Genomic DNA, 21,235 nt, shown 5'->3' with positions numbered 1-21,235 from the left:
TGCTATACCACAATAGTATAACACTATTTTAATCTCTTTACGAACATTCTAAACGCTATCTGGATTTTTCAAATCCTAGATAGAAAGTCTGTAGCTAGACTAGTCATCCTCTTTTTTAGCTTTCAAACCGAGTCCACCTAACAGTCCTGCTAAGGCAAGTCCAAAGAATCCAAGAGTAGCCATTGATGTTTGGGCTTCACCAGTATATGGAAGCATGTCTTTTTGGTCTTTCATTTGATCAGCCATCATTGGACTTGACACCTTATTATTAGATGCTATCTTGCCTTCATCAGACATTTTGCTTGAGGTTGCTGGAGCTGGAGCTTGATCTTGTTTCATGCTTGATGTTGCCATAGGCTGGCTAGCATTCATGGTTTTATCCTGCTCTTTGTTAGGCATCATCTTATCCTGACTAGTAGCTGGCATTTTGGATCTCGTCTCATCTTGATTGGCACTAGGCATTTGAGCTTTCATCTTAGACGCATCTTGATGACTATTCATCATTGGAGCTGACATAGCTGAACCATTAGAAGATGGGACAAAGCCTGATTGCATCTGAGTAAGAGACTGATGTCCATTCAAGTTTACTGTCAAATCCTTAGTCGCTACGAGGTTGCTCAAGTCTGCCTTGCCATCTTTGGCACCGTACACCTTGATAGTTGCTTTATAGCTTTGAGTGCCATTTTGTTTCAAGAGGTCAAGTAAGTCTTTGTCTGATTTACCTTGAGTTCCTGCCAAATCTACTTCATAGAAGTAGAGGCCTTTGCCCAATTTCTCTACTGGTGGAAGGGCGGGATTTTTAGCTGAGCCATTGTCTGACCATGGAGCCTTGTCTGAGGCTTTCAAAATCAGACGAGTTAACATACCGTCACCTGCGAAGAATTCATATGGAATGACTTGGTTGACACCAGCTGTGAATGGACCAGGGAAGTTGGCTTTATCCAAGTAAGTAGCTGGGACGTCCACTGTGTCTTTAGTATTGTCAGCCACACCTTTTTGAACTTCAGCTGGAGTGGTCAAGCCATTCAAATTGACAGTCAAATCCTTAGTCTCTACGAGATTGCTCAAGTCTGCCTTGCCATCTTTTGCACCATACACCTTGATAGTAGCTTTATAACTTTGCGTACCGTTTTGTTTCAACAAGTCTAACAAATCTTTGTCTGATTTGCCTTGAGTACCTGCCAAATCCACTTCATAGAAGTAAAGGCCTTTGCCTAATTTTTCTACTGGTGGAAGAGCAGGATTTTTAGCTGAACCGTTGTCTGACCATGGAGCCTTGTCTGAGGCTTTCAAGATAAGACGAGTCAACATGCCGTCGCCAGCGAAAAATTCGTATGGAATGACTTGGTTAACACCAGCTGTAAATGGACCAGGGAAGTTGGCTTTATCCAAGTAAGTAGCTGGGACATCTACTGTGTCTTTAGTGTTGTCAGCTACACCTTTTTGAACTTCAGCTGGGGTAGTCAAGCCATTCAAATTAACATTCAAATCTTTAGTCGCTACAATGTTGCTCAAGTCTGCCTTGCCATCTTTCGCACCGTACACTTTGATAGTAGCTTTATAACTTTGAGTGCCGTTTTGTTTCAAGAGGTCAAGAAGCTCTTTATCAGATTTACCTTGAGTGCCAGCCAAATCCACTTCGTAGAAGTAAAGACCTTTGCCCAATTTCTCTACTGGTGGGAGAGCAGGATTTTTAGCTGAACCGTTATCTGACCATGGAGCCTTGTCTGAAGCTTTCAAGATAAGGCGAGTCAACATGCCGTCTCCGGCGAAGAATTCGTATGGAATGACTTGGTTGACACCAGCTGTGAATGGGCCAGGGAAGTTAGCCTTGTCCAAGTAAGTAGCTGGAACATCTACTGTGTCTTTAGTATTGTCAGCCACGCCCTTTTGCACTTCAGCTGGAGTGGTTGCTGGTTGAGCTTCATTTGCTTCACGGTCTTGTCCAGAAACTGTAGGCGCAGGATTTGTCGCAGGTTTAACCGCATCTTCTGTTTCTTTCTTAGATTCTGGTTTTGCTTGCACTTCTTCTTTTGGCGCTACCACTTGGTCTTTATCAGCTACATTCACTTTTTCTGGAGAGCTTGTAGCATCCAAACTTGCTTTAGGTGTTGAGTCTACCTGTTCTGAAGAAAGAGCTGTATCGACTACTTTCTTGAGAACCTCTGCTGGCAAGTCGCTCTTTTCACTCACTGAAGCAGCGTCTGGTACGACTTGAGCAGGGGTTGGATTGACTACATCAGCACGTACTGAACTTGGTTGGCCAACTAGGACAAAGAAGCCACTAGCCACAACAACTGAGGCAACACCGACACTAAGACGGCGAATAGACCAGCGAGTATATCTTTGATTTGGATTGAATTTCATAGGATTCTCCTTAGAGTTTTTCTTTATTTGATGACTCTAGTATAATCTCCTAAAATTAAAAAGGATTAAGAAAAAGTTAAAATTTTTCTTAAATCCCTCTTATAAAATACTTATATTAATTTTTTTTACGAATTTAATTCTGCCAAGTCATCTAGATACTGGTTATTTATTACCGCCAAGATATAGGCATCCACCTTCAAGAGGTCATTGGGGCCAAACTGGACATCCAAGGGTGAATTTTCTTGTTCACGAAATCCTAGGACATTGAGGTTATATTTGCCACGTAAATCTAGCTGGCTCAGACTTTGACCTGCCCAAACACTAGGAATCTTCATCTCCACAATAGACACATTTTTATCCAGCTGAAAGACATCAACATTGTTATGAAAGAGAATGGTCTGCGCTAGAGACTGCCCCATTTCATACTCAGGTGAAATCACCGAGTCGGCACCGATTTTTTCTAGTACCTTCTTGGCTGTCTGGCTTTTGACCTTAGCAATAACCCGTGGTACCCCCAAACTCTTACAATGCATGACTGCAAGCACACTCGACTCTAGATTTTCCCCTGTTGCCACTACAACCGTATCACAGGTATCAATTCCAGCAGTTCTGAGAAGTTCCTCATCTGTGATATCTCCAACAACTCCACGCGCCAAAACTGGCTCAAATTGATTGATGTGCTCTGCGTGGTCATCAATAGCAATGATATTCATATCTTGCTTGGCGAGGGCCGCAAGGACACTACTCCCGAAAATCCCCAAACCTAAAATTCCAATCGTACGATCTGACATCGTTCTTCCTTTCTTATCCAATACTAATATCTGCTTTCATATACTGAATCAAATCTTTCTTATCAGGCTGGTAATCTGCTAGACTAACCAACAAGGTCAAGGGACCGATACGGCCAATAAACATGAGCACCATGACAATGCTAAGAGCTAGCTTGCCCAATTCTGGCGTCAGATTTGCCGTTACCCCAACTGTCGCAAGGGCTGAAATGGTCTCAAACATGAGGTAAATAAATCGCGGTGTTCCTTCTGCCGTAATTCCTAACAACATCAAGCCCAACAAGAAGGTCATCAAAAAGATAATGAAGACACTAAAGGATTTTTGGACTGTTCGAGCCTCAATAGTTCTCTGCGCAACATTGGCATGAGGCAAGCCCAGCAACTCACTACGCGCAAAGACCAACAAGACAAAGAAAGTTGTAATCTTGAGCCCCCCAGCCGTCCCGCCAGGCGCCCCACCGAGAAACATCTGTAAGATATAGATAAACAAGGTCACAGGCCGAGCTTGGGTGTAATCAATAGAAGCAAAACCAGCTGTTCTCATGCTGACAGTTTGGAAAAAACTAACCAGCACTTTCTCTGGAACGCTGAGATTGCCAATGGTTCCTGGATTGTGCCATTCCGTAAAGAGTGTAGATACTGTCCCAAACAGCAAAATCCCTACAGTCAAGAAGAGGACTAGCTTGGTGTGGAAACGCAGACGGCGTTTTTTCTTCTTGTCAAACTGGGTTGCCAAGTCAAACCAAACCATAAAGCCAAGACCACCTGTGATAATCAAGCCAGCAATAACCAGATTGATCAAGGGATCCGTCTGAAAAGCCACTAAACTGCTACTGCCGAAATTATCAAAACCAGCATTACAAAAGGCTGAAATGGCTAAAAAGATAGAGGTGAAAATGCCTCGTCCCCAGCCGAACTCAGGAATAAAACGAAAACTTAGCAGGAAGGCACCCAAGCCCTCCACCAGAAAAGTCGTCAAAAAGATGGAGCGCATAAAGGCCTTCAGCGACCGAGTCTCCCCGTAACTAAAGCTCTCCTGAATAGTTTCACGACTGCGAAGACTGAGCTTTTGCTTCCCCTGAATATAAAAGACCCCGATAAAAGTCATGAGCCCCAGACCACCAATCTGTATCAAGAGCATACAAATCAACTGCCCCCAGACATTATAGGTAGTAGCTACCGGTTGCGTAAAAAGGCCAGTCACACAGACCATGGACACCGTCGTAAAAAGATGGTCAAAATAAGTAGCCTGCGAACCACTCGCCTGAACAAAAGGCAAACTCAAAAGGAGAGAACCTATAACAATAACTCCAGCGAAACTTAAAAAAATGCGACGAGCTGGTGAAAGTCCACCCAAGACCCTTTCAATTTTTTTCACAAATAATTTGAATAACATACATCCATTGTACCATAAAAAGAAGAAGAGTATCTATATCTGAGAAGTTATCTCAAGGCAGAGTTCCAAGGCCTTCTCGAAAGCTTCTGAACCCCAGTCACGACTATCGTACTGGTCCAAGTCTGCTAAGGAATCAGCTGTGAACAACAATTCTCCCCAGAGAACCCCACGCAGCTGGGCTACTGCCGCAAGTGCAGAACACTCCATCTCCACAACAGCACAGCCCTCTTCCTTACGATAAGCCACCTTTTCAGCCGTTTCTCGGTAAAAACCGTCTGTCGTCCAGGTCATGACTTCTTCATAGGAAATCCCTCTGGCTTCCAACACTCGCTCAATAGCAGCAATAGCCTCTGCCTGAATTTCCATATAACGAGAAGGTGCCACATAGTGATAACTAGCTCCTTCATCTCGCAGAGCGCGCACAGGGACTAGAAAGGCATTTTCCTCTATATCAGCCAGCACACCACAGGTTCCGGTTGAAATAATCTGCTCCACACCGTAACCAATCAACCAATCCATAAACTGGGCCGCTGGAGCAGAACCCACGGGCGCCTGGGTCAGACAAATCTCCTCGCCCTTGTAGTTGATGACGTACACTGGATACGTTTTGGTCGCAGAAACGAACTCACCGACACAGTCCGCCCCTACTTCCCTCGCATAACGGTCAATCTCCTCACCTAAAAATGCATAGACACACTTCTTTGGTAACTTTAAATCCAAGCCTTCATGATTCGGCATGATGACCGCCTGAGGATTGTCATCAAACTCTAAAATGGGAATCGCATGTTTCTGAATCATAACCCACCTCCTCTAATTTTGTACTATTGTATCAAAAGCTGACGGAGTGTCAAGGAGGAAACTGATGACTTGAGTCAGTAAACAAAGACGGGTAGCCTAACAATTGTAACTTTGAAAGCTACAATTGTAAAATCACTCGTAATATATCAATCTATCACCGATATAAAAAGGATAACATTTCTCTTAAAATGCTATCTTTTTTTGTTCATCCTCGTCTACCAGCTTGTGGCCCACCACCTGGAGCACCTCCGCCTCCAGGCATAGAATTGACAATATCCGTTTGTTTTTCGCCGTTGATGTAAATATCCCCACCTGTGTAAGTTGCTGTTCCATCAAAGTCAAAGCCTGATTGTCCTATCAATTTAATGGTTCCACCTGTGACCGTGATATTTCCGTTTGAGTCAATTGGATCTGTGTCCCCTTGACCGACTTCTACAGTTAGATTGCCCCCTGTCATGGTAAAGTAAATATCGCTTTGCTGGGCATTTTTATTGGCTGCATTAACTCCATCATCTGTCGAGTAGACATTGATATCACCACCATTGATCGTAATGGATTTTCCTTCAATTCCTTCAGTCGCATTCTTGACTGTGTAAGTACCACTATCAATCACTAGATTTCCAGAAGCATGAATGCCGTCATCGCCTGCTGTGACTGTTATGGTATTGTTCGCCAAATACATATTTCCGACAGTCATATCGTCATCATTGTCAACTTTGACACCATCTTCCTTAGCATCGATCGTCATGGTCGCACCAGTGATGTTGAGTTCATCATTGACATTAAAGGCATCGCCAACTGATGTGATGTTAAAGGTTCCACCTGTGATGTGGAGGATGTCATTTGCCTTGATAGCATTGCTTTTCTTGCCATCTACAGTGAGAGTTCCTGAGCCATTAATGGTCAAATCAACCTTAGAAAAGAGAGCGGCATTTGCCTTTTCATCACTGTTAGAGCTTGAGTCAGAGAGACTGTTGGTGGTTCCCTCTGCTAGAGTGAGGTAGACATGACCTGCGCTTGTAGCCGAAATAGTCGCATCTGTATTGGTCATGGTCGCGCCTTTTAGGACAAGTTTCACATCATCAGACTTATCAGCTGCGATTTTAATTTGCACTCCGTCAGACTGACCAGAAATGACATAAGTACCTGCTTTTGAGATGGTCACCGTTGAGTCAGAAACTGTCACGCCGTCTCCAGAGACCCTCGCAGACGAGCCTGACAATTCAATCTTAGAAGCAGTGCTTTCATCATAAGAAGTGTCGCAGTCCTTTTCTGTAAAGTAAGAAGATTGACTGTTTTTAGCTGAAGTTGTGATAGCAGTGGTATCTGCCGCTGCAGTTGTACTTGACTTGGTCGTTGACTGCCCACAAGCTGCCATCAAGGTCAGAGCTGTTACACTGGTTAAGATTAGGGTCCATTTTTTTGATTTCATACCTTTTTTCCTCGTCTTCCTTTAGCTTGAGCTTAGTTTACAGGGGAAGTCTGAAAAAAATCTAAACTTTTTCTGAAAGTTTTCTTAAGTTCAGTTTCAGTTAAGTTATCTTTAACAAAAGTTTTAGGAAAATTCCCTAGACTAGTTACAGGCAAGTTCAACTTGCCCAGACACGTATCTTCCAAGAAGATAGGATACTAAAATGATAAAGGAGACAGGATTTATGAAACCAATTGAAACCAGCTTTAAACGAATTGAAACCAAATATGTCGTTGCCAAGACTGACTTGGCTGATTTAATAGAAGACTTAAAAAAATACCTCGTCGAGGATGATTATCCAACTTCGACCATTTCCAACATCTACTTTGATACAGAGCAATTTGATATGATTCAGGAGGATGGCCAGGGTACTAAGCGCAAAGAAAAGATTCGGATGCGAACCTATCTCAGTCAAGTCCAGCCTGATAGTCAGGTATTTTTAGAAATCAAGTCTAAGGACAGAGCTGGTGTCGGACGAAAACATCGTCTCTTATCGACTCCCCAGTCTATCACCCAGTTTATGACCAAGGGACAGCTGGATAGCAGTATCAAGGACCGAATGATGATTGAAAAAATTCAACAACTCCAAGAGGAATATCAGCAAGCTATTATCCCTCGTATGTATATTTACTACGACCGTTTTTCTCTCAAGGAAAAGAAAGACATTAGCGGATTTCCCTACAATAAAATTCGTATCACCATTGACCAAAATCTAACCTATCGTGATGATAACGTCAGTTTATTCTCAGGAAAGGACGGTTTCCCTCTACTAAACGAGGACATTGTCATCATGGAAATTAAAGCACCTGGTAGAAAACCCCAATGGCTACAAGATATTCTCGACCAATATGGACTGGTAGAGCAGAAATTTTCAAAATACAGCTGCGCCTACCACAAGTCTCAAGGGCTGGACTATAGCCCACGACCAAGCACAGAAAGTGTAGGTACTACTTATGTCTAATCTTTTTAATTCTATTTTCAACGATACAACTGCCACTGCAGACCCTATCCAGCTCTTTCTAGCTCTCTTTGTCAGCCTGATTTTAGGTTTGGCGCTGACCTGGGCCTACAAACACCGTACTCTCTATACACGGGAATTTGCGGTTAGTTTGACCCTACTCCCCTGCTTGATGACCTTGGTCATCTTTCTGGTAAATGGCAGCCTAGGAACCTCTATCGCCGTTGCAGGAACCTTTAGCCTCATTCGTTTTCGTTCAGCTACCAGTGGTTCACGGGAACTAATTGCTATTTTCCTTGCCATGATTATCGGGCTAGCAGCAGGAACAGGATACCTAGCTCTAGCTATTCTCTTCACTGTCTTTATCTTAGCAGTATGGCTTCTTTTAGAGAAGCAACAAAGCAAGAGCAATCACCAACGTCGCAGACTATTGACCATCACAATTGCGAACCAAGAAAATCAACTTCAAACTATCCAATCTGGGCTGACGCAATTCTGTACTGAGTTAGACCTTATCTCGATTGATACCAGCAATGATGGAGAACAAGTCACCACTGTCTATGAAGTGGATTTCAAGGCTCAAACCGATGACTTCCAAATCATCCATTACCTCACTAAAGAACAGAATACTTACCAGGTTTCCCTGACCAAAAATGCCACGAAGAGAAAGAATTTGTAATTTTCAAATCCAATAGCAAACTAACAGTCTGTTGAGTTCCGCCATTCTTTCCCAATCAAAAAACTCCGTAGTCTCTAGCGCTATAGATCCAGCTAGAGATTACAGAGTTATTTTTTAATCTAAACTTCCTACAAGGGTATAGTATCTACTGAAAGGATATGGTATTTGTAGGGAATACTTTAAAGAGTTCTTACAGGAAGTCAGTATTAACTAGTTACATTAGGTTTAGTTAACCCATTCACCATTGGCATTGACTCTATAGCCATCTACAGTTGTATTGACTACAAGGGCACCTGAGCCATTGACATAGTACCATTTGTCTGATACTTTGAACCATTGGCTTGCTTTCATAGCACCTGATGCTTCAAGATAGTACCAGGTATCTCCATCTTTCACCCAACCTGTCGCCATAGCACCGTTAGCGTTTAGATAGTACCATGAGCCGTTGACTTTAGCCCAACCTGTTGCCATAGCGCCATTGCTGTTTAGGTAGTACCATGAACCGTTGTTTTGGAGCCAACCTGTTACCATAGCACCATTGCTGTTGAGGTAATACCATGAATCGTTGTTTTGGAGCCAACCTGTCGCCATTGAACCATCAGTATTGTAGAAGTACCACATACCGTTTTCTTGTTTCCAGCCTGTTTTTGGAGCGGCTGGTTGTGCTGGTTTTACTACAGAATATGAGCTGTATGATGGAACATATGAAGGGTATGAAGGGACATATGTCGGGTTAGATGGTTTTGCAGGAACAGAAGGTTGTGCTGGAGTTTCAGCTGGTTTTGGCGGTTGCTGTTGAGTCAAGCGGTTATATTCTTCTGATCTACGAGCATAGTCTTCTTCAGCTTGTTGATCATCTGTTTTCTCTGCTTTTGGTTTTTCAGCTGGGGTTTCTTTAACTTTATCTTCTTCTGCAGCTTTTTTATCAGCTTCATCTATTGCTTCTTCAGCATCTTCAGCAGTTAATCCATTTTTGAAACCTTCTACAATTTTAGCTCTCGTTTCAGCTGCTTCTTTCTTTAATGCTTCAATCGTTTTTTGTTTTTGTGCTTCTAATTCTGGATTATTTTTCGTATCAGCTTTTTCTAGCTCTTTAATTGTAGCTTCTAAAGCTTTATCGTAATTGGCTAAAAATTCTTTTTGGGCAGCTGCTTCTTCCTTAGCTTCTTTTTCTTCTGCAACTTCCTCTTCTTTAGCTTTTTCTTCTATTTCTTTTTCAGCGTCTTCTGCAGTTAGACCTTCTTTAAAGTGTTTTTCATAATCAGCCTTCTTATCTGCAGCTCGTTTTTTTAATTCATCAATAAACCCTTGAATTTGTTTTGCTAATTCTGGATCATTTTTTGCATTTTTTAAATCTTCTTCTAATTCTTTAACTGTAGCTTCTAAAGCTTTATCAAAATTAGATAAGAATTCTTTTTGAGCAGCTACTTCGGCGTCTTTCTTCGCTACTTCTACCTCTTGAGCTGCCTCATCAGATCTTTTCTTAGCTGCTACTTCTTCTGCTTTAGCCTCTTCTGCTTTTTTCTTAGTCTCAGCTAACTCATTTGCTTCGGGAACTACTGTTGCTTGTTCCTTATTGAAATTCGCTTCCGCCTCTTTTTGTTTTAATGTTACCTCTTCAATATGAGCTAATGCATCATCTAATTGCTTTTTAGCATCAGATTTTTTACTTCTTGGACTTTCGTTAAATTTTCTTTGTGCTTCTTGGAATTTTACATACGCTTCTTGAACTGCCAAATTCACTTTTTGAAGTTCTTCATCCGCTTTTCGAACAAGCTCTGCTTTCTCTTCAGTTTTCTTTTGATCGTCTTCATATTTTTTCTGAGCGTCTTCTGCTTTCTTTTTAGCTTCTTCGTAATCTTTCTTAGCAGCTTCAGATTTTTTCATTGCTGCATCATAGTCTTTCTCAGCTTTAGACTGGTTAGCTACGGGAGCGTCTTCTGCTCTTACAAAAGTAGGTTGAGACACAGCAAAACCAGCCCCTAAGATAGCGACGCTGGCTAGACTTGTTAAAATCATTTTTTTCTTATTCATCTAAATTACCTCTTTTCTGATAATCATTTTCAGATTGTACTTATATTAAGTATATACCCTCTCGTAAATACTTGTCAAGTGTTTTATATTACAATTGTGTCGCATTTTTGTTCGGAATTTTATTTGTTTTATCAAAGTTTTTATGAAAATTATTTTGAAAACTTTCGTATTTCTTTACATTCTCTCCCATAGAGTTCCTCTTTTATATTAAAACAAGGTGTGTATTTGCTTCTCACACTGCTTTTCGATTGCAGATGAAGCTTACATTCCAGAAATAAACATATACCAAAAGTAAATGTCCAAGGTTGATTTTTGAATTACGAATAGTCTAGCGATGACTCTAGCATATTTGCGATAGATGATGACTCTTCCTTGCTTTCAGCGAGTAGCAACTGACACTAGACACTCCAAAAAAGAGGTCAATGTTCGCCATCAACCTCTTTCTTATCATTCATTTTTTTTGTTAAGTAAGATGAATACTGTACCTATGACTTGCTATCTTCAGCCTAGTTTACCCATTCACCATTACCATTTACACGGTAACCATCTGGTGTTGTTGTGCTGACTGCCAAAGCTCCTGAACCATATGCATAGTACCAGTTCTGGCCAACTTTAAACCAACCTGTCTTCATGATACCTGCTTCATCAAGATAATACCAGATTCCATTTTCTTTAAGCCAGCCGGTTTTCATAGCTCCTGAGCCATCAAAATAGAACCATCTGCTACCAGCTGTTCCCCAGCCTGTAAACATCGCGCCTGAACTATCAAGGAAATACCATGTTCCATCAACTTCTACAAATCCAGTCTGCATGACACCTAAATCATTCAAGTAGTACCATTTACCACCTGTTTTCACCCAGCCTGTCTTCACATCACCAGACTCATAAAAATACCATTTACCATTAGATTGCACCCAGCCAGACTGACTAGATGTAGATGTTCTAAAATCTTTCAACGATTTTTCTACAACTGTAGCTTTACTTTTAACGGTTGAAAGGTTTGAGGCAGTCACTTCTGTATATTGAATAGCAGAACCATAGCCACCAGCCAATTCTTCTGAAGAAGCATCATCACCTAAAGCTAGAGAAATCGTTGCTACTTGCTGAGAGCTGGCTGCGTTTTTAAAGGCCGCGAGACCCACATAGGTAAATTTAGAATTGACCAAAACCTCATAATAACCTGTAAATTCTTTAGAGGTTCCACCCTTCTTTTTCGCTACATAATTCGCCTTCTCAGCATGCCAGTTTTCAATTGCTTTTAGAAAACCTTCATAGTTTACATCTAAAGCTTCTCCTCTTATACTATTACTAGATGGAAAAGCAGTCCAGATTTCTTTAGTAGAAAGACGCTCAGGTTTCAAAGCTACTGACACCTCAGTAGCGCGTACAAAAGCAGTTTTCTCAAGATCAGTAGACCATTTAATAGGGACATACTTATCTACCAAACCTTCATCAGCTGCTTCCTTACGAATCTTATTGATTGCATCCAAAATAGCTTGTTTGTTTGGAGTCAAAAATTCTCCCTTAATTCCGACCAAAACGTTGCCACTAGAAGGTTTTAGCACCTCTGAGGTCAATACATTTTCATTTTTACCATTAATAGATTGTGTTGCCACCAATCTGTCATTCGCAAAAACATCAGTTGTCAAAACTGCTCCAGCCAAGGTCAAGGCCAAGGCACTAGCAAGTACAATTTTCTTCATTGTTTACTCCTTATATCTTTTGAATCGTATCTTGATAAATACTTCTCAACACACAATTATATCATGTTTTCCTATTCTTTGTCCGTTTCTACTAATGTCATGAGGCAAATGATATTTCCTCCGAAAAGTATAAACTTTATCCTTTATTTCACAACAAGCTCATAACGTGTCTTACTAGTGAAGGTTTGACCGGATTTAAGAATGACTTGGTCTTTGAGGTCACTGTGAATGGCATCTGGTAAAGCTTGCGCTTCAAGGGCAATCCCATTGTGCTGTACCATTGGCTGACCTCCTATGATGACACTCTCATCCACAAAGTTTGCTGTGTAGACTACAAAGCAAGGAGCCTCTGTCTTGAAGAGCAGGAAGCGACCTGAGTTTTGGTCATAAAGGAAACCAGCATTGTCATGGCCTGCAGGAAGGGCAAATGGGTGATCCAAACCAGATACCAGCTGGATTTGCTCATCTTCTTCTGCAAAGATATCCTTGAGCAAAGCACCATTGTAGATGTGTTTGACCACATCACGATTGGCATCTGGAGTTTTGGCCGGAACACCGTCGGGAGCGATTGGATAAATTCCCTCAGTATTTAGTTGGAAGACATGACGATCAATCGTCTGCGTGAAATCACCAGACAAGTTGAAATAGCTATGGTTGGTTGGATTGACCAGCGTATCCTGATCGGTCGTTACCTTGTAGCTGATTTCGTAGGCACCAGTTTCTTCCAAGTGATAACTAATCCAGATTTTGAGGTTACCAGGAAATCCTCCTGTCCCATCTGTACGCTCTGTGTAGAGGGACAAGCCATGGTCACTCACTTCAACTAGTTCAAACAAGCTCGAATCCCAACCTGTTGAACCACTATGGTTACAGTTACTAGCATTGTTGACTTCAAGATCATAGGTCTTGCCATTGAGCTCAAAGATCGCACCTGCGATACGGCCTGCCACAGGACCTACGCTAGCTCCATGTTTGGGACTATTACCTACATAGCTGTCAAAATCATCAAATCCCAAGATAACATTGGCAAAATTTCCAGCCTTGTCAGGCGTTACATAGCGCAAGATGGTCGCACCATAAGTCATAACCTCAAGCTGGTAGCCACCGTCTGTCTCAAAGCGATAGGCCAAGACATCTTGTCCCTCAACATTTCCAAATACACGCTCTGTGTATGCTTTCATTCTCTTCTCCTTTTACTATTTCTTTCAAGCAAACAAACCATAGAAAGCGAATTGACAATCTATGGTTTACTTGTATGATTTACAAACTCCTTTATCAAGAATCTATAAACGCAGTATTACTTTTGATATTCGTGGATGATAACACCTTGTACCACACGGTTTACTGTACCTGTAGGAGACGGTGTATCTGGTTTATTTTCTACCTTGAGTGAAGTCAATAGGGCAAAGAGTTGGGCATAAACGATGTAAGGGAAGACACGGTAAATATCATTCAAGACACCGCCACAACCAAGGGCCACTTCTTTGACATTTTCAAGACCAAAGGATTGATCACTCAAAAGCACAACACGACGAGCAATCTGGTCACCAGCAACTTCACGAACCAAGTCCAAGTCGTACTTGCGAGTGTAGTCTGTTGTTGTACCAAAGACCAAAACAACTGTATCTTCGTTGATAAGAGATTTTGGACCGTGACGGAAGCCGACTGGACTTTCATACATGGTCGCAACTTGGCCAGCTGTTAATTCCAAAATCTTGAGCTGAGCTTCATGAGCAAGGCCAAAGAAAGGACCAGCACCTAAATAGATGACACGGTTAAAGTCTAGGTCAACAAGTTCTTTGACATCTTCTGCCTTGTCTAGGACTTTACGGGCAAGACTAGATACAACTTCAAAACGTTCAGCTTTCACAGCAAATTCTGTAGAATCAAAGACCAAGAGAGCTGTTAACATCATAGACGTAAAGCTAGAGGTCATGGCAAAGCCAGCATCATTAGAAGCAGCTGGTTGCAATAGCAAGAGATTGCGGTCATCACCATGGGCTTGGAGAGCCAATTTACCATCTGCTGCACAAGTAATCGTCACTTGATAGAGCTCATCCACCAAGGCTTTGGCCAAATCAACAGTCGCCACACTTTCAGGTGAGTTCCCACTACGAGCAAAAGATACAAGGACAGTCGCCACATCTTTTTTCAAATAAGTTTCTGGATTGGCAACAATATCTGTGGTCGCAATGGCATTGAAATTCCATTTGCGTTCGTCATAGACTTCCTTAAAGTATGGTACCAAGGTATCTCCCACATAAGCAGAAGTCCCAGCACCTGTCAAGATAACCTTGATATAGTCATGTTTATCAGCAATCCCTTGTAGGAAGGCTGCAATTTCTTCACGTTTTGCTTGATAAGATTCAAAAGCTTCTTTCCATACATCAGGCTGTTGGTAGATTTCACGTGTAGTGATTTCTGCACCCAATTCAATCAAGTCTTCTTTTGTATAATGTAACATTGAGTCCCTCTTTTTCTATTAAATATGGGAATGGGAGTAAGCCCCATTCCCATGTATATTCTATATAAAATGCTCTAACAATTTTCACGTTGTCACATCGTATACTCAATGAAAATCAAAGAGCAAACTAGGAAACTAGCCGCAGGCTGCTCAAAGCACTGCTTTGAGGTTGCAGATAGAACTGACGAAGTCAGTAACATCTATACGGCAAGACGACACTAGTATGGTTTAAAGAGATTTTCGAAGAGTATTATTCATCTTCGTCATCATCGAAGCCAGCTAACAGGTCATTAACTTTCACAATGCTTTCTGCAGCACGGCTCTTGTAGTCCGCATCTGCGCCTGTAAGGCTCGCATTGATAAATTCAATCACCATTGGAAGATTCATCCCTGCGTAAAGATCAATATCACGACCTTCCATAATCAAACGGCTTACCACGTTACATGGTGTTCCACCAAGAAGATCCGCAAAGACTAGGAAATCATCCAATCCTTCAATAGCAGCTTCAAATTTTGCAGTAAATTCTTCTGGACCGTCTTCTGGAAGAAGAGCCACTGCATGAATATTGTCTTGTGGACCCATGATCATTTCAGTGCTACCTTTAAGTTCTTCACAGAAGCGACCATGACTCACCAAAATTAATGATTTCACCATAAAGCTTATTTAGCTCCCATTCCAAGTGCAAAGTGACCAAGGGCAGAAAGAACCAAAGCAAGTACGATAATAATACCGATAGCTTTAGTAGAGTTCATACCTTTCTTACCAAGCAACCAGAAGATAAAGGCAGTAAAGATTGCTGGAAGCAAACGTGGGAAGATTTGGTTCAAGATGTCTTGGAAGTCAATCATCTTTTCACCGATTGGCAATTTATAAGAAATTTCAAAGTTGATCATTGTTGCTACAAGAGCACCCATCATGAAGACACCAAGTACAGATGCAGCATCAATCAAAGCTGTCAAAGTACTTTGCATGTTGTTGATAAGGTTAACCCCTTCTTTGTAGGCAAATTCCAACTGTTTCCAACGGAAGATGTCATAAGCAACTGCAACTGCGATCCAAAGGAAGATACCCCAAGGTTGGCCAGCGATAGCCATAGTTGCTGCGATAGATCCCATGATAGCAGGTACAAGCGAACCAAAGATTGTATCTCCAAGAGGAGCGAATGGTCCCATCAAACCTGTCTTGATACCGTTAACGGCATCTTTTGAACCTACACCATCTTTTTCTTCCATGGCAAGGTCAAAACCAGCGATAATAGTATGGAAGAATGGTGAAGTATTGAAGAATTGAGTATGAACTTTCATCATTTCTTTCAATTCAGGAGTTCCATCCCCATACATTTTACGCAATTGAGGCAAGATCATGTACAGGTAACCAGAAGCTTGCATACGTTCGTAGTTCCAACCTAATTGGAAAGTAAACAAGCTACGTTTGTTGATTTGATTAAAATCTTCTTTTGTAAGTTTGTAATTAGAATTCGTCATCTTCGATTTCCCCACTTTCTGATGGTGTAGAAGGTGCTGCCACAGCTACTTTTTGGCTATTTTTGAAGTGAAGCACTGCAAGGAAGATACCTACGATAGAGATACCAATCATAGACAAACCTTTAAAGTTGTTGACAAAAGCAATTTTTTCAGCAACATCTTTAGGTAGAGTACCTACGATACCAGCAACAGCGCCACCAAGACCTGTTACGTATGAGTAAAGAACAGTCAACATAGCTGTCAAACCGAATCCCATAGCAAGGTAGTGAAGGTTACGTTTAACTGGAAGGTAACGAAGCAAGATTGCAAATCCAAGACCTGGAAGCATACGTCCTGCAAGTGTCAAACCATCTGCAACCCATTGGTATTCTTTAACGAAGTCTACAACTGATTGTACAAAGGCACCACCAAAGGCAAGCGCGAAGAAGACTGGAAGGGCACGAGATAGAGCCCAAGGAATCGCACCAAGTAGGTAGTTGCGTTCAATACCTTTGTAGTCAAAGCGTTCGATTGCAGCATCCACACGGTGAGCAAAGAAAGTAGTTGTCATACGTCCAAGAACGTCGAAGTAAGTCAAGAGAGCTGCTACTGGCACAGCGATTGTTGTAATCGCAAGTGCTGTATCAATTCCTTGTGAAACAGAGAAGGCTGTCGCAAGAACCGCACCAGAAGTTGCGTCGATACGAGAAGCACCACCGAAGGTACCAACCCCAAGAACGAACAGTTGCAAGTTACCACCGATAAGCAGACCAGTAGTCACATCTCCCATGATTAAACCAGTAATGAAACCAGCAAATACAGGGGAACCTGCAGATGAAACGATCGTCAACTCATCACAGATTTGATAAGCTGAGTACAAAGTGAGAAGTAAAATTTGCCACCATTGTATCATAACAATGACCTCCTAAAAATTTTTTCCTATTTTAATAAGCTCAAAAAGTCTGAAACTGGATCATTTGGAACCATTTGAGCAGTAAGTTTAACACCTTTTCCTGCCAATTTGTGGAAGTCTTCCACATCCTTGTCCACTACGTTGATAGAACGTGTGATGGCGCGAGTTTCTGGTGTTTGAGACATATTCCCAACATTGAGAGTTTCAAGTGGTACACCTGCTTCTACCAAACCAAGGAAACGGTCTGGTTTACGAGCCACGATAAATAGACGTTGGCTATCGTATTTACCAGCAAGAATATTGGCTGCCGCTTTCTCAATTGGCAAAATACTCAATTTCACACCTGGTGGTGTCGCAAGTTTCAAACCACTCTTTTCAACGTCGTTGTTGACAACTTCGTCATCTACAACCATAATACGTGAAACATTTAGTTTTCCAGCCCAAAGATTGGCTACTTGTCCGTGGATCAAACGTCCATCGATACGGCATCCTACAATTGTCATAAGTTTTCCCCCTTTATGTGTTTTAGTGTAGGTTTACGAGTTAAATGAATCTCTTCTTTATATTCACCTTCTGTTTCAAAGATAATGATGCGGTTGGCACCTTCCTTGAGATAGCTATGAGGAATATAAAGCGAGAGTGTTGGGCCAACGTTCCAAAAACGTCCTAGATTCTGCCCATTGACAAAGGCAACCCCCTTACCAAACTCAGACAAGTCCAGGTAAGTATCTTTCGGCTCCTCGACTGTAAAGTCGTAAGCGTAAAAGGCTGGTTGTCCTTGAGCCCATCCTTTTGAAAAATCAATTTTCTCAGGATTATCTAGTGGTAGTGGATACTGTTTCCAGTTTAGTAAGAAGTGCAAATCCTTACAAACTCCTGTTCGGATTCCCTTACGTTGCGTATCAGCTAAGAACTTGTGACCATAGTTGACACGCCCCATATTTTCTATCAAGATATCCAATCTAGACAGCGCTTTCTTTTCGCCTTGATAAAAAATATCTTCCCCAATCTCTGTCTGATATTGGGTTTCAACCCACTGACCATCGACATAAAGCTGAGCCCTATCTCGACCATCAATGATACGGAGACGTTCCTCTTCTGCATCCCAACTTGCTTCAGTGCGATAGAGAAGATAGCCATAACTTTGTCCTAGCTCCTCCATCTTTTGAGGATAGAGACTTTCTATAGGACTAGACAAGCTATCTAAGGTTTCAAACAAGGAAACTTTCTCAGCAAGTGGAATAGCGTCCACTTTCATGCTTTCCTTATAGAGTGGTTCCAACTGCGGATACTCTGGGAAATGTGTCGCCATCATCTTCTTGACTGCCAGATATTTGGCAGTTGGATTTCCTTCTTCATCCAGAAGGGCATCGTAATCATAAGATGTAACTTGTGGCAGATCCAAAGTTCCTCGAGCCGAGCAACCATTCATGAAACCAAAGTTTGTACCGCCATGGAACATGTAGAGATTGATGGAACCTTGCTCCAAAACTTCTCGAACTGCATCTGCCAATTCTTTTGGATCCCGTGTGATAATCGGTTCTTTCCAACGATTGAACCAGCCATCCCAGAACTCCATACACATGAGTGGCCATTTCTTGCCATGTTCATCAAAGAATTCCTGCATCTGTGAAAAGTTGTAAGGTGCCTTAGAACCAAAGTTGCCTGTTACAAAGAGGTCATCTTCGATTAAAGTTCCCGCTTTCAGAGTTGCTCTCCAAGGACCATCTGACGTAAAGAGGGGACAGGTTACGCCACGCTCTTCCATCAACTGTCGAATCGCTCTCAGATAAGCCTTATCCTCTCCGTAAGAACCATACTCATTTTCAACCTGCATCATGAGGATATTGCCACCATTGTCCAATAAATGTGGAACCAATCGTGACAAGAGTTGGTCATAATAGCGACCCACAGCTTCAATATAGGCTGGGTCGGATGAGCGAATTCGCATATCTTTGGTTAAGAGCCAAGCTGGTAATCCACCGAATTCCCATTCCGCACAGATAAAGGGAGACGGACGCACAATTGCATAGAGACCCAAATCCTGTGCTATCTGGAGAAATCTCTCCAAATCCTGAGCTCCTTCAAAGTTAAACTCACCTTCACGAGGTTCATGTAAATTCCAAGCTACATAAGTCTCTACCGTATTAAAACCAAGGGCTTTCAAGTTGTAGAGTGAATGATACCAATCTTCTGGAGGAATCCTAAAATAATGAATGGCGCCGGACAAAATCTTGAACGGTTTCCCATCTAAATAGAAATCGTCCCTAATCTCAAATCGTGTCATTTTACTACCTTCTGACAATTAAAGTTCACGCTTTCATTTGTTGATATAGCAAATATATCTCAATATTTTGCTTTTGTCAATAGGTTTTGGAAAATTCTTTAAAATTTTTCCATTTTTTTACTTACCTTTTACCAAAATTATCAAAAAATCGTATGAAAGTGCCTATTTTTGAAGTACAGAGAATTATCCAATTATAAAATGGATTTTTTTACATGTATAATAATGTTTCTAGCCTATTATTTTAATTTTTTTACCTAAATACTACTATTTTATTTACATTTATGGTAGAATCAAGGATGGAAAAATAGAATTGAGGTGAAATTATGGCTATTCCAAAATACCAATATATTAAAGATGAATTAAAAAATAAAATTATCTCTGGTCAATTTGAAAGTGGTGATAAATTTTACACAGAATCCGAATTGATTTCAATGTATGACGTAAGTTCTATCACAGTTGTTCGTGCTTTAAACGACCTTGCTAAAGATGGTTACATCGTTCGCAAACAAGGAAAGGGTACATTCGTTTCACGCGCACGTAAGCACAAACTCGTAGAATTTTCAGACGTCGAAGTTTTTGAAATGAAAAATGATAAAGTCACTGTCCTTTCTATCGAACGTGGAAATAAACTTGAATATTTAGATAAACTTGGACTACGTGGTGATCAGTTCTACTACAAGATTGAACGTATACGCGAAACAAATGGTGTCGTATACATCTACCACACATCTTACATTCCAGAACAATACATCAACGCAAATTATCCAAATCTTGAATATTATAGCTCTATCTATAACCGCTTCAAATTGGATTATCACATTCATATGAATGATGAACATTTTGAAGAAATCAATGAAATAACATTTCCAACTCCAGAGCATGCGGCTTCGGTCCTCGGAGTCGATGAGCAATTCCCAACAGTACTTCAAACAAAAACTACTAAGCTTGAAGCAACTAGACAAGTTCTTGCCTATAGCGAGACGTATAAGCGAACAGATTACTACAAAATCAAATTCATTTCATGTAACCGTGGTCACTAAGAAAAAGCTTGAGCCTTGCTCAATGTCATTAAGTTAGTGAGCTAACTCTTTAAATAGGAGATAGGATTGAGAACATCAAAGTGATTCTCTATCCTATCTTCTATTTTTTTGCATAACAAATAAAGGTTTTTTCACCCTATTTTTTGAGATTTATGTTACTCTATAGATGAAATCAACTACCGATTGGGCCTTTATCTTTCTTGGATATTTTCGATTCGGTCGAATAATAGATAACTGTTTTTTGAGGTAGTTTTTCAACTGGAGGGAAGAAAGGGAACCGTTAAAAAACAAACGGCAGGCATAAGCCGCATCTGAGAAGCACACTTTATATCTTTGTTTTTTACGACTACTGTCGATGGCAACTTGCGAGATTACCCAACGACAAAAGTTAAAATTTGTAAAGCGAGCAAAGATTTCTTGGAGAATCCCTTCCTTCTTTTTGGCATGAAAATTGGCTCTTTGTCAACTGTAGTGGGTTGATGAAAAGCTAAGCTCGAGAAAGGACAGATTTAGTCCTTTCTTTTTTGATATTCAGAGCAATAAAAATCCGTTTTTTGAAGTTTTCGAAGTTCCGAAAACCAAAGGCATTTCGTTTGATAAGTTTGATAAGATTATTGGTCGCTTCTAATTTGGCGTTGGAATAGGGTAACTGAAGGGCATTGACGATTTTTTCTTTGTCCTTGAAAAAGGTTTTAAAGACAGTCTGAAAAAGAGGATGAACCTGCTTTAGATTGTCCTTAATGAGTTCGAAAAATTTGTCAGCTTCCTTATTCTGAAAGTGAAAAAGTAAGAGTTGATAGAGATTATAGTGGTGTTTTAAGTCTTCTGAATAGCTCAAAAGCTTGTCTAGAATCTCTTTATTTGTTAAGTGCA

Annotated in this window: 18 protein-coding genes and 1 pseudogene; 3 read left to right on the top strand and 16 right to left on the bottom strand. The window is 41.1% G+C overall.

What is annotated here, in order from left to right:
* Nucleotides 1–99: 99 nt before the first annotated feature.
* The 5 genes from RWM06_RS07470 to RWM06_RS07450 form a co-directional block, all read right to left on the bottom strand.
* A complete protein-coding gene (locus tag RWM06_RS07470; RefSeq protein ID WP_313970670.1) occupies nucleotides 100–2,367 on the bottom strand; it encodes an SSURE domain-containing protein in 2,268 nt (755 codons plus the stop codon).
* Nucleotides 2,368–2,492: 125 nt separating this feature from the next.
* Entirely contained in the window at nucleotides 2,493–3,158 is a 666-nt protein-coding gene (locus tag RWM06_RS07465; RefSeq protein ID WP_313970669.1) for a TrkA family potassium uptake protein, read from the bottom strand.
* A 13-nt stretch (nucleotides 3,159–3,171) separates the two neighbouring features.
* Nucleotides 3,172–4,551: a potassium transporter TrkG gene (locus RWM06_RS07460; protein WP_313970668.1), complete on the bottom strand. Its 1,380-nt coding sequence runs from the start codon at nucleotides 4,549–4,551 to the stop codon at nucleotides 3,172–3,174.
* 33 nt (nucleotides 4,552–4,584) lie between these two features.
* On the bottom strand, nucleotides 4,585–5,349 hold the full coding sequence (locus tag RWM06_RS07455; RefSeq protein WP_313970667.1) for a nucleoside phosphorylase: 765 nt from the start codon (nucleotides 5,347–5,349) through the stop codon (nucleotides 4,585–4,587).
* Between the two features lie 205 nt (nucleotides 5,350–5,554).
* Nucleotides 5,555–6,781 carry a carbohydrate-binding domain-containing protein gene (locus tag RWM06_RS07450; protein WP_313970666.1) on the bottom strand — a complete coding sequence of 409 codons (1,227 nt, stop codon included), beginning with the start codon at nucleotides 6,779–6,781 and terminating at the stop codon, nucleotides 5,555–5,557.
* A gap of 223 nt (nucleotides 6,782–7,004) precedes the next feature.
* Here RWM06_RS07450 and RWM06_RS07445 point away from each other — a divergent pair, with 223 nt between their 5' ends.
* Complete coding sequence (locus RWM06_RS07445; RefSeq protein WP_313970665.1) at nucleotides 7,005–7,781, top strand: polyphosphate polymerase domain-containing protein; 777 nt, start codon at nucleotides 7,005–7,007, stop codon at nucleotides 7,779–7,781.
* A complete protein-coding gene (locus RWM06_RS07440) occupies nucleotides 7,774–8,457 on the top strand; it encodes a DUF4956 domain-containing protein (protein WP_313970664.1) in 684 nt (227 codons plus the stop codon). Before RWM06_RS07445 ends, RWM06_RS07440 begins: the two co-directional genes overlap by 8 nt.
* 225 nt (nucleotides 8,458–8,682) lie before the next feature.
* On the opposite strand, the gene RWM06_RS07435 is transcribed toward RWM06_RS07440, so the two are convergent.
* The 9 genes from RWM06_RS07435 to RWM06_RS07395 form a co-directional block, all read right to left on the bottom strand.
* Nucleotides 8,683–10,491: a hypothetical protein gene (locus tag RWM06_RS07435; RefSeq protein WP_313970663.1), complete on the bottom strand. Its 1,809-nt coding sequence runs from the start codon at nucleotides 10,489–10,491 to the stop codon at nucleotides 8,683–8,685.
* A gap of 506 nt (nucleotides 10,492–10,997) precedes the next feature.
* Nucleotides 10,998–12,194, bottom strand: coding sequence for a CAP domain-containing protein (locus RWM06_RS07430; protein WP_313970662.1), 1,197 nt, complete (start codon nucleotides 12,192–12,194; stop codon nucleotides 10,998–11,000).
* Nucleotides 12,195–12,337: 143 nt separating this feature from the next.
* Nucleotides 12,338–13,375: an aldose epimerase family protein gene (locus RWM06_RS07425; RefSeq protein WP_313970661.1), complete on the bottom strand. Its 1,038-nt coding sequence runs from the start codon at nucleotides 13,373–13,375 to the stop codon at nucleotides 12,338–12,340.
* A gap of 116 nt (nucleotides 13,376–13,491) precedes the next feature.
* Complete coding sequence (locus RWM06_RS07420) at nucleotides 13,492–14,658, bottom strand: SIS domain-containing protein (protein ID WP_313970660.1); 1,167 nt, start codon at nucleotides 14,656–14,658, stop codon at nucleotides 13,492–13,494.
* Between the two features lie 250 nt (nucleotides 14,659–14,908).
* Complete coding sequence (locus RWM06_RS07415) at nucleotides 14,909–15,313, bottom strand: PTS sugar transporter subunit IIA (protein WP_201058611.1); 405 nt, start codon at nucleotides 15,311–15,313, stop codon at nucleotides 14,909–14,911.
* Between the two features lie 5 nt (nucleotides 15,314–15,318).
* Nucleotides 15,319–16,143: a PTS system mannose/fructose/sorbose family transporter subunit IID gene (locus RWM06_RS07410; RefSeq protein ID WP_313970659.1), complete on the bottom strand. Its 825-nt coding sequence runs from the start codon at nucleotides 16,141–16,143 to the stop codon at nucleotides 15,319–15,321.
* Nucleotides 16,130–17,035: a PTS mannose/fructose/sorbose/N-acetylgalactosamine transporter subunit IIC gene (locus RWM06_RS07405; RefSeq protein WP_042900108.1), complete on the bottom strand. Its 906-nt coding sequence runs from the start codon at nucleotides 17,033–17,035 to the stop codon at nucleotides 16,130–16,132. The genes RWM06_RS07410 and RWM06_RS07405 overlap by 14 nt, the downstream gene beginning before the upstream one ends.
* A 26-nt stretch (nucleotides 17,036–17,061) precedes the next feature.
* Nucleotides 17,062–17,538: a PTS system mannose/fructose/N-acetylgalactosamine-transporter subunit IIB gene (locus RWM06_RS07400; RefSeq protein WP_313970658.1), complete on the bottom strand. Its 477-nt coding sequence runs from the start codon at nucleotides 17,536–17,538 to the stop codon at nucleotides 17,062–17,064.
* Nucleotides 17,535–19,322: a beta-galactosidase gene (locus tag RWM06_RS07395; protein ID WP_313970657.1), complete on the bottom strand. Its 1,788-nt coding sequence runs from the start codon at nucleotides 19,320–19,322 to the stop codon at nucleotides 17,535–17,537. The genes RWM06_RS07400 and RWM06_RS07395 overlap by 4 nt, the downstream gene beginning before the upstream one ends.
* 323 nt (nucleotides 19,323–19,645) lie before the next feature.
* On the opposite strand from RWM06_RS07395, the gene RWM06_RS07390 reads away from it, so the two are divergent.
* Nucleotides 19,646–20,362: a GntR family transcriptional regulator gene (locus RWM06_RS07390; protein WP_313970656.1), complete on the top strand. Its 717-nt coding sequence runs from the start codon at nucleotides 19,646–19,648 to the stop codon at nucleotides 20,360–20,362.
* A 150-nt stretch (nucleotides 20,363–20,512) separates the two neighbouring features.
* Here the strand turns inward: RWM06_RS07390 and RWM06_RS07385 are convergent.
* Together RWM06_RS07385 and RWM06_RS07380 are read right to left on the bottom strand one after the other, a co-directional pair.
* A pseudogene (locus RWM06_RS07385) lies at nucleotides 20,513–20,815 on the bottom strand (IS4 family transposase); the annotation flags it as partial.
* Between the two features lie 34 nt (nucleotides 20,816–20,849).
* A partial coding sequence (locus tag RWM06_RS07380; protein ID WP_313970655.1) for a transposase occupies nucleotides 20,850–21,235 on the bottom strand: 386 nt, incomplete at its 5' end.

This window comes from uncultured Streptococcus sp. (genome assembly GCF_963516575.1).
Taxonomy (GTDB): domain Bacteria; phylum Bacillota; class Bacilli; order Lactobacillales; family Streptococcaceae; genus Streptococcus.
This window is presented reverse-complemented; position numbering and strand designations above follow the sequence as displayed.

Bases quoted from the DNA above. Each gene is read 5' to 3' on its own strand.
- RWM06_RS07470 (WP_313970670.1), bottom strand. From the start codon at position 2,367: ATGAAATTCAATCCAAATCAAAGATATACTCGCTGGTCTATTCGCCGT.
- RWM06_RS07465 (WP_313970669.1), bottom strand. From the start codon at position 3,158: ATGTCAGATCGTACGATTGGAATTTTAGGTTTGGGGATTTTCGGGAGT.
- RWM06_RS07460 (WP_313970668.1), bottom strand. From the start codon at position 4,551: ATGTTATTCAAATTATTTGTGAAAAAAATTGAAAGGGTCTTGGGTGGA.
- RWM06_RS07455 (WP_313970667.1), bottom strand. From the start codon at position 5,349: ATGATTCAGAAACATGCGATTCCCATTTTAGAGTTTGATGACAATCCT.
- RWM06_RS07450 (WP_313970666.1), bottom strand. From the start codon at position 6,781: ATGAAATCAAAAAAATGGACCCTAATCTTAACCAGTGTAACAGCTCTG.
- RWM06_RS07445 (WP_313970665.1), top strand. From the start codon at position 7,005: ATGAAACCAATTGAAACCAGCTTTAAACGAATTGAAACCAAATATGTC.
- RWM06_RS07440 (WP_313970664.1), top strand. From the start codon at position 7,774: ATGTCTAATCTTTTTAATTCTATTTTCAACGATACAACTGCCACTGCA.
- RWM06_RS07435 (WP_313970663.1), bottom strand. From the start codon at position 10,491: ATGAATAAGAAAAAAATGATTTTAACAAGTCTAGCCAGCGTCGCTATC.
- RWM06_RS07430 (WP_313970662.1), bottom strand. From the start codon at position 12,194: ATGAAGAAAATTGTACTTGCTAGTGCCTTGGCCTTGACCTTGGCTGGA.
- RWM06_RS07425 (WP_313970661.1), bottom strand. From the start codon at position 13,375: ATGAAAGCATACACAGAGCGTGTATTTGGAAATGTTGAGGGACAAGAT.
- RWM06_RS07420 (WP_313970660.1), bottom strand. From the start codon at position 14,658: ATGTTACATTATACAAAAGAAGACTTGATTGAATTGGGTGCAGAAATC.
- RWM06_RS07415 (WP_201058611.1), bottom strand. From the start codon at position 15,313: ATGGTGAAATCATTAATTTTGGTGAGTCATGGTCGCTTCTGTGAAGAA.
- RWM06_RS07410 (WP_313970659.1), bottom strand. From the start codon at position 16,143: ATGACGAATTCTAATTACAAACTTACAAAAGAAGATTTTAATCAAATC.
- RWM06_RS07405 (WP_042900108.1), bottom strand. From the start codon at position 17,035: ATGATACAATGGTGGCAAATTTTACTTCTCACTTTGTACTCAGCTTAT.
- RWM06_RS07400 (WP_313970658.1), bottom strand. From the start codon at position 17,538: ATGACAATTGTAGGATGCCGTATCGATGGACGTTTGATCCACGGACAA.
- RWM06_RS07395 (WP_313970657.1), bottom strand. From the start codon at position 19,322: ATGACACGATTTGAGATTAGGGACGATTTCTATTTAGATGGGAAACCG.
- RWM06_RS07390 (WP_313970656.1), top strand. From the start codon at position 19,646: ATGGCTATTCCAAAATACCAATATATTAAAGATGAATTAAAAAATAAA.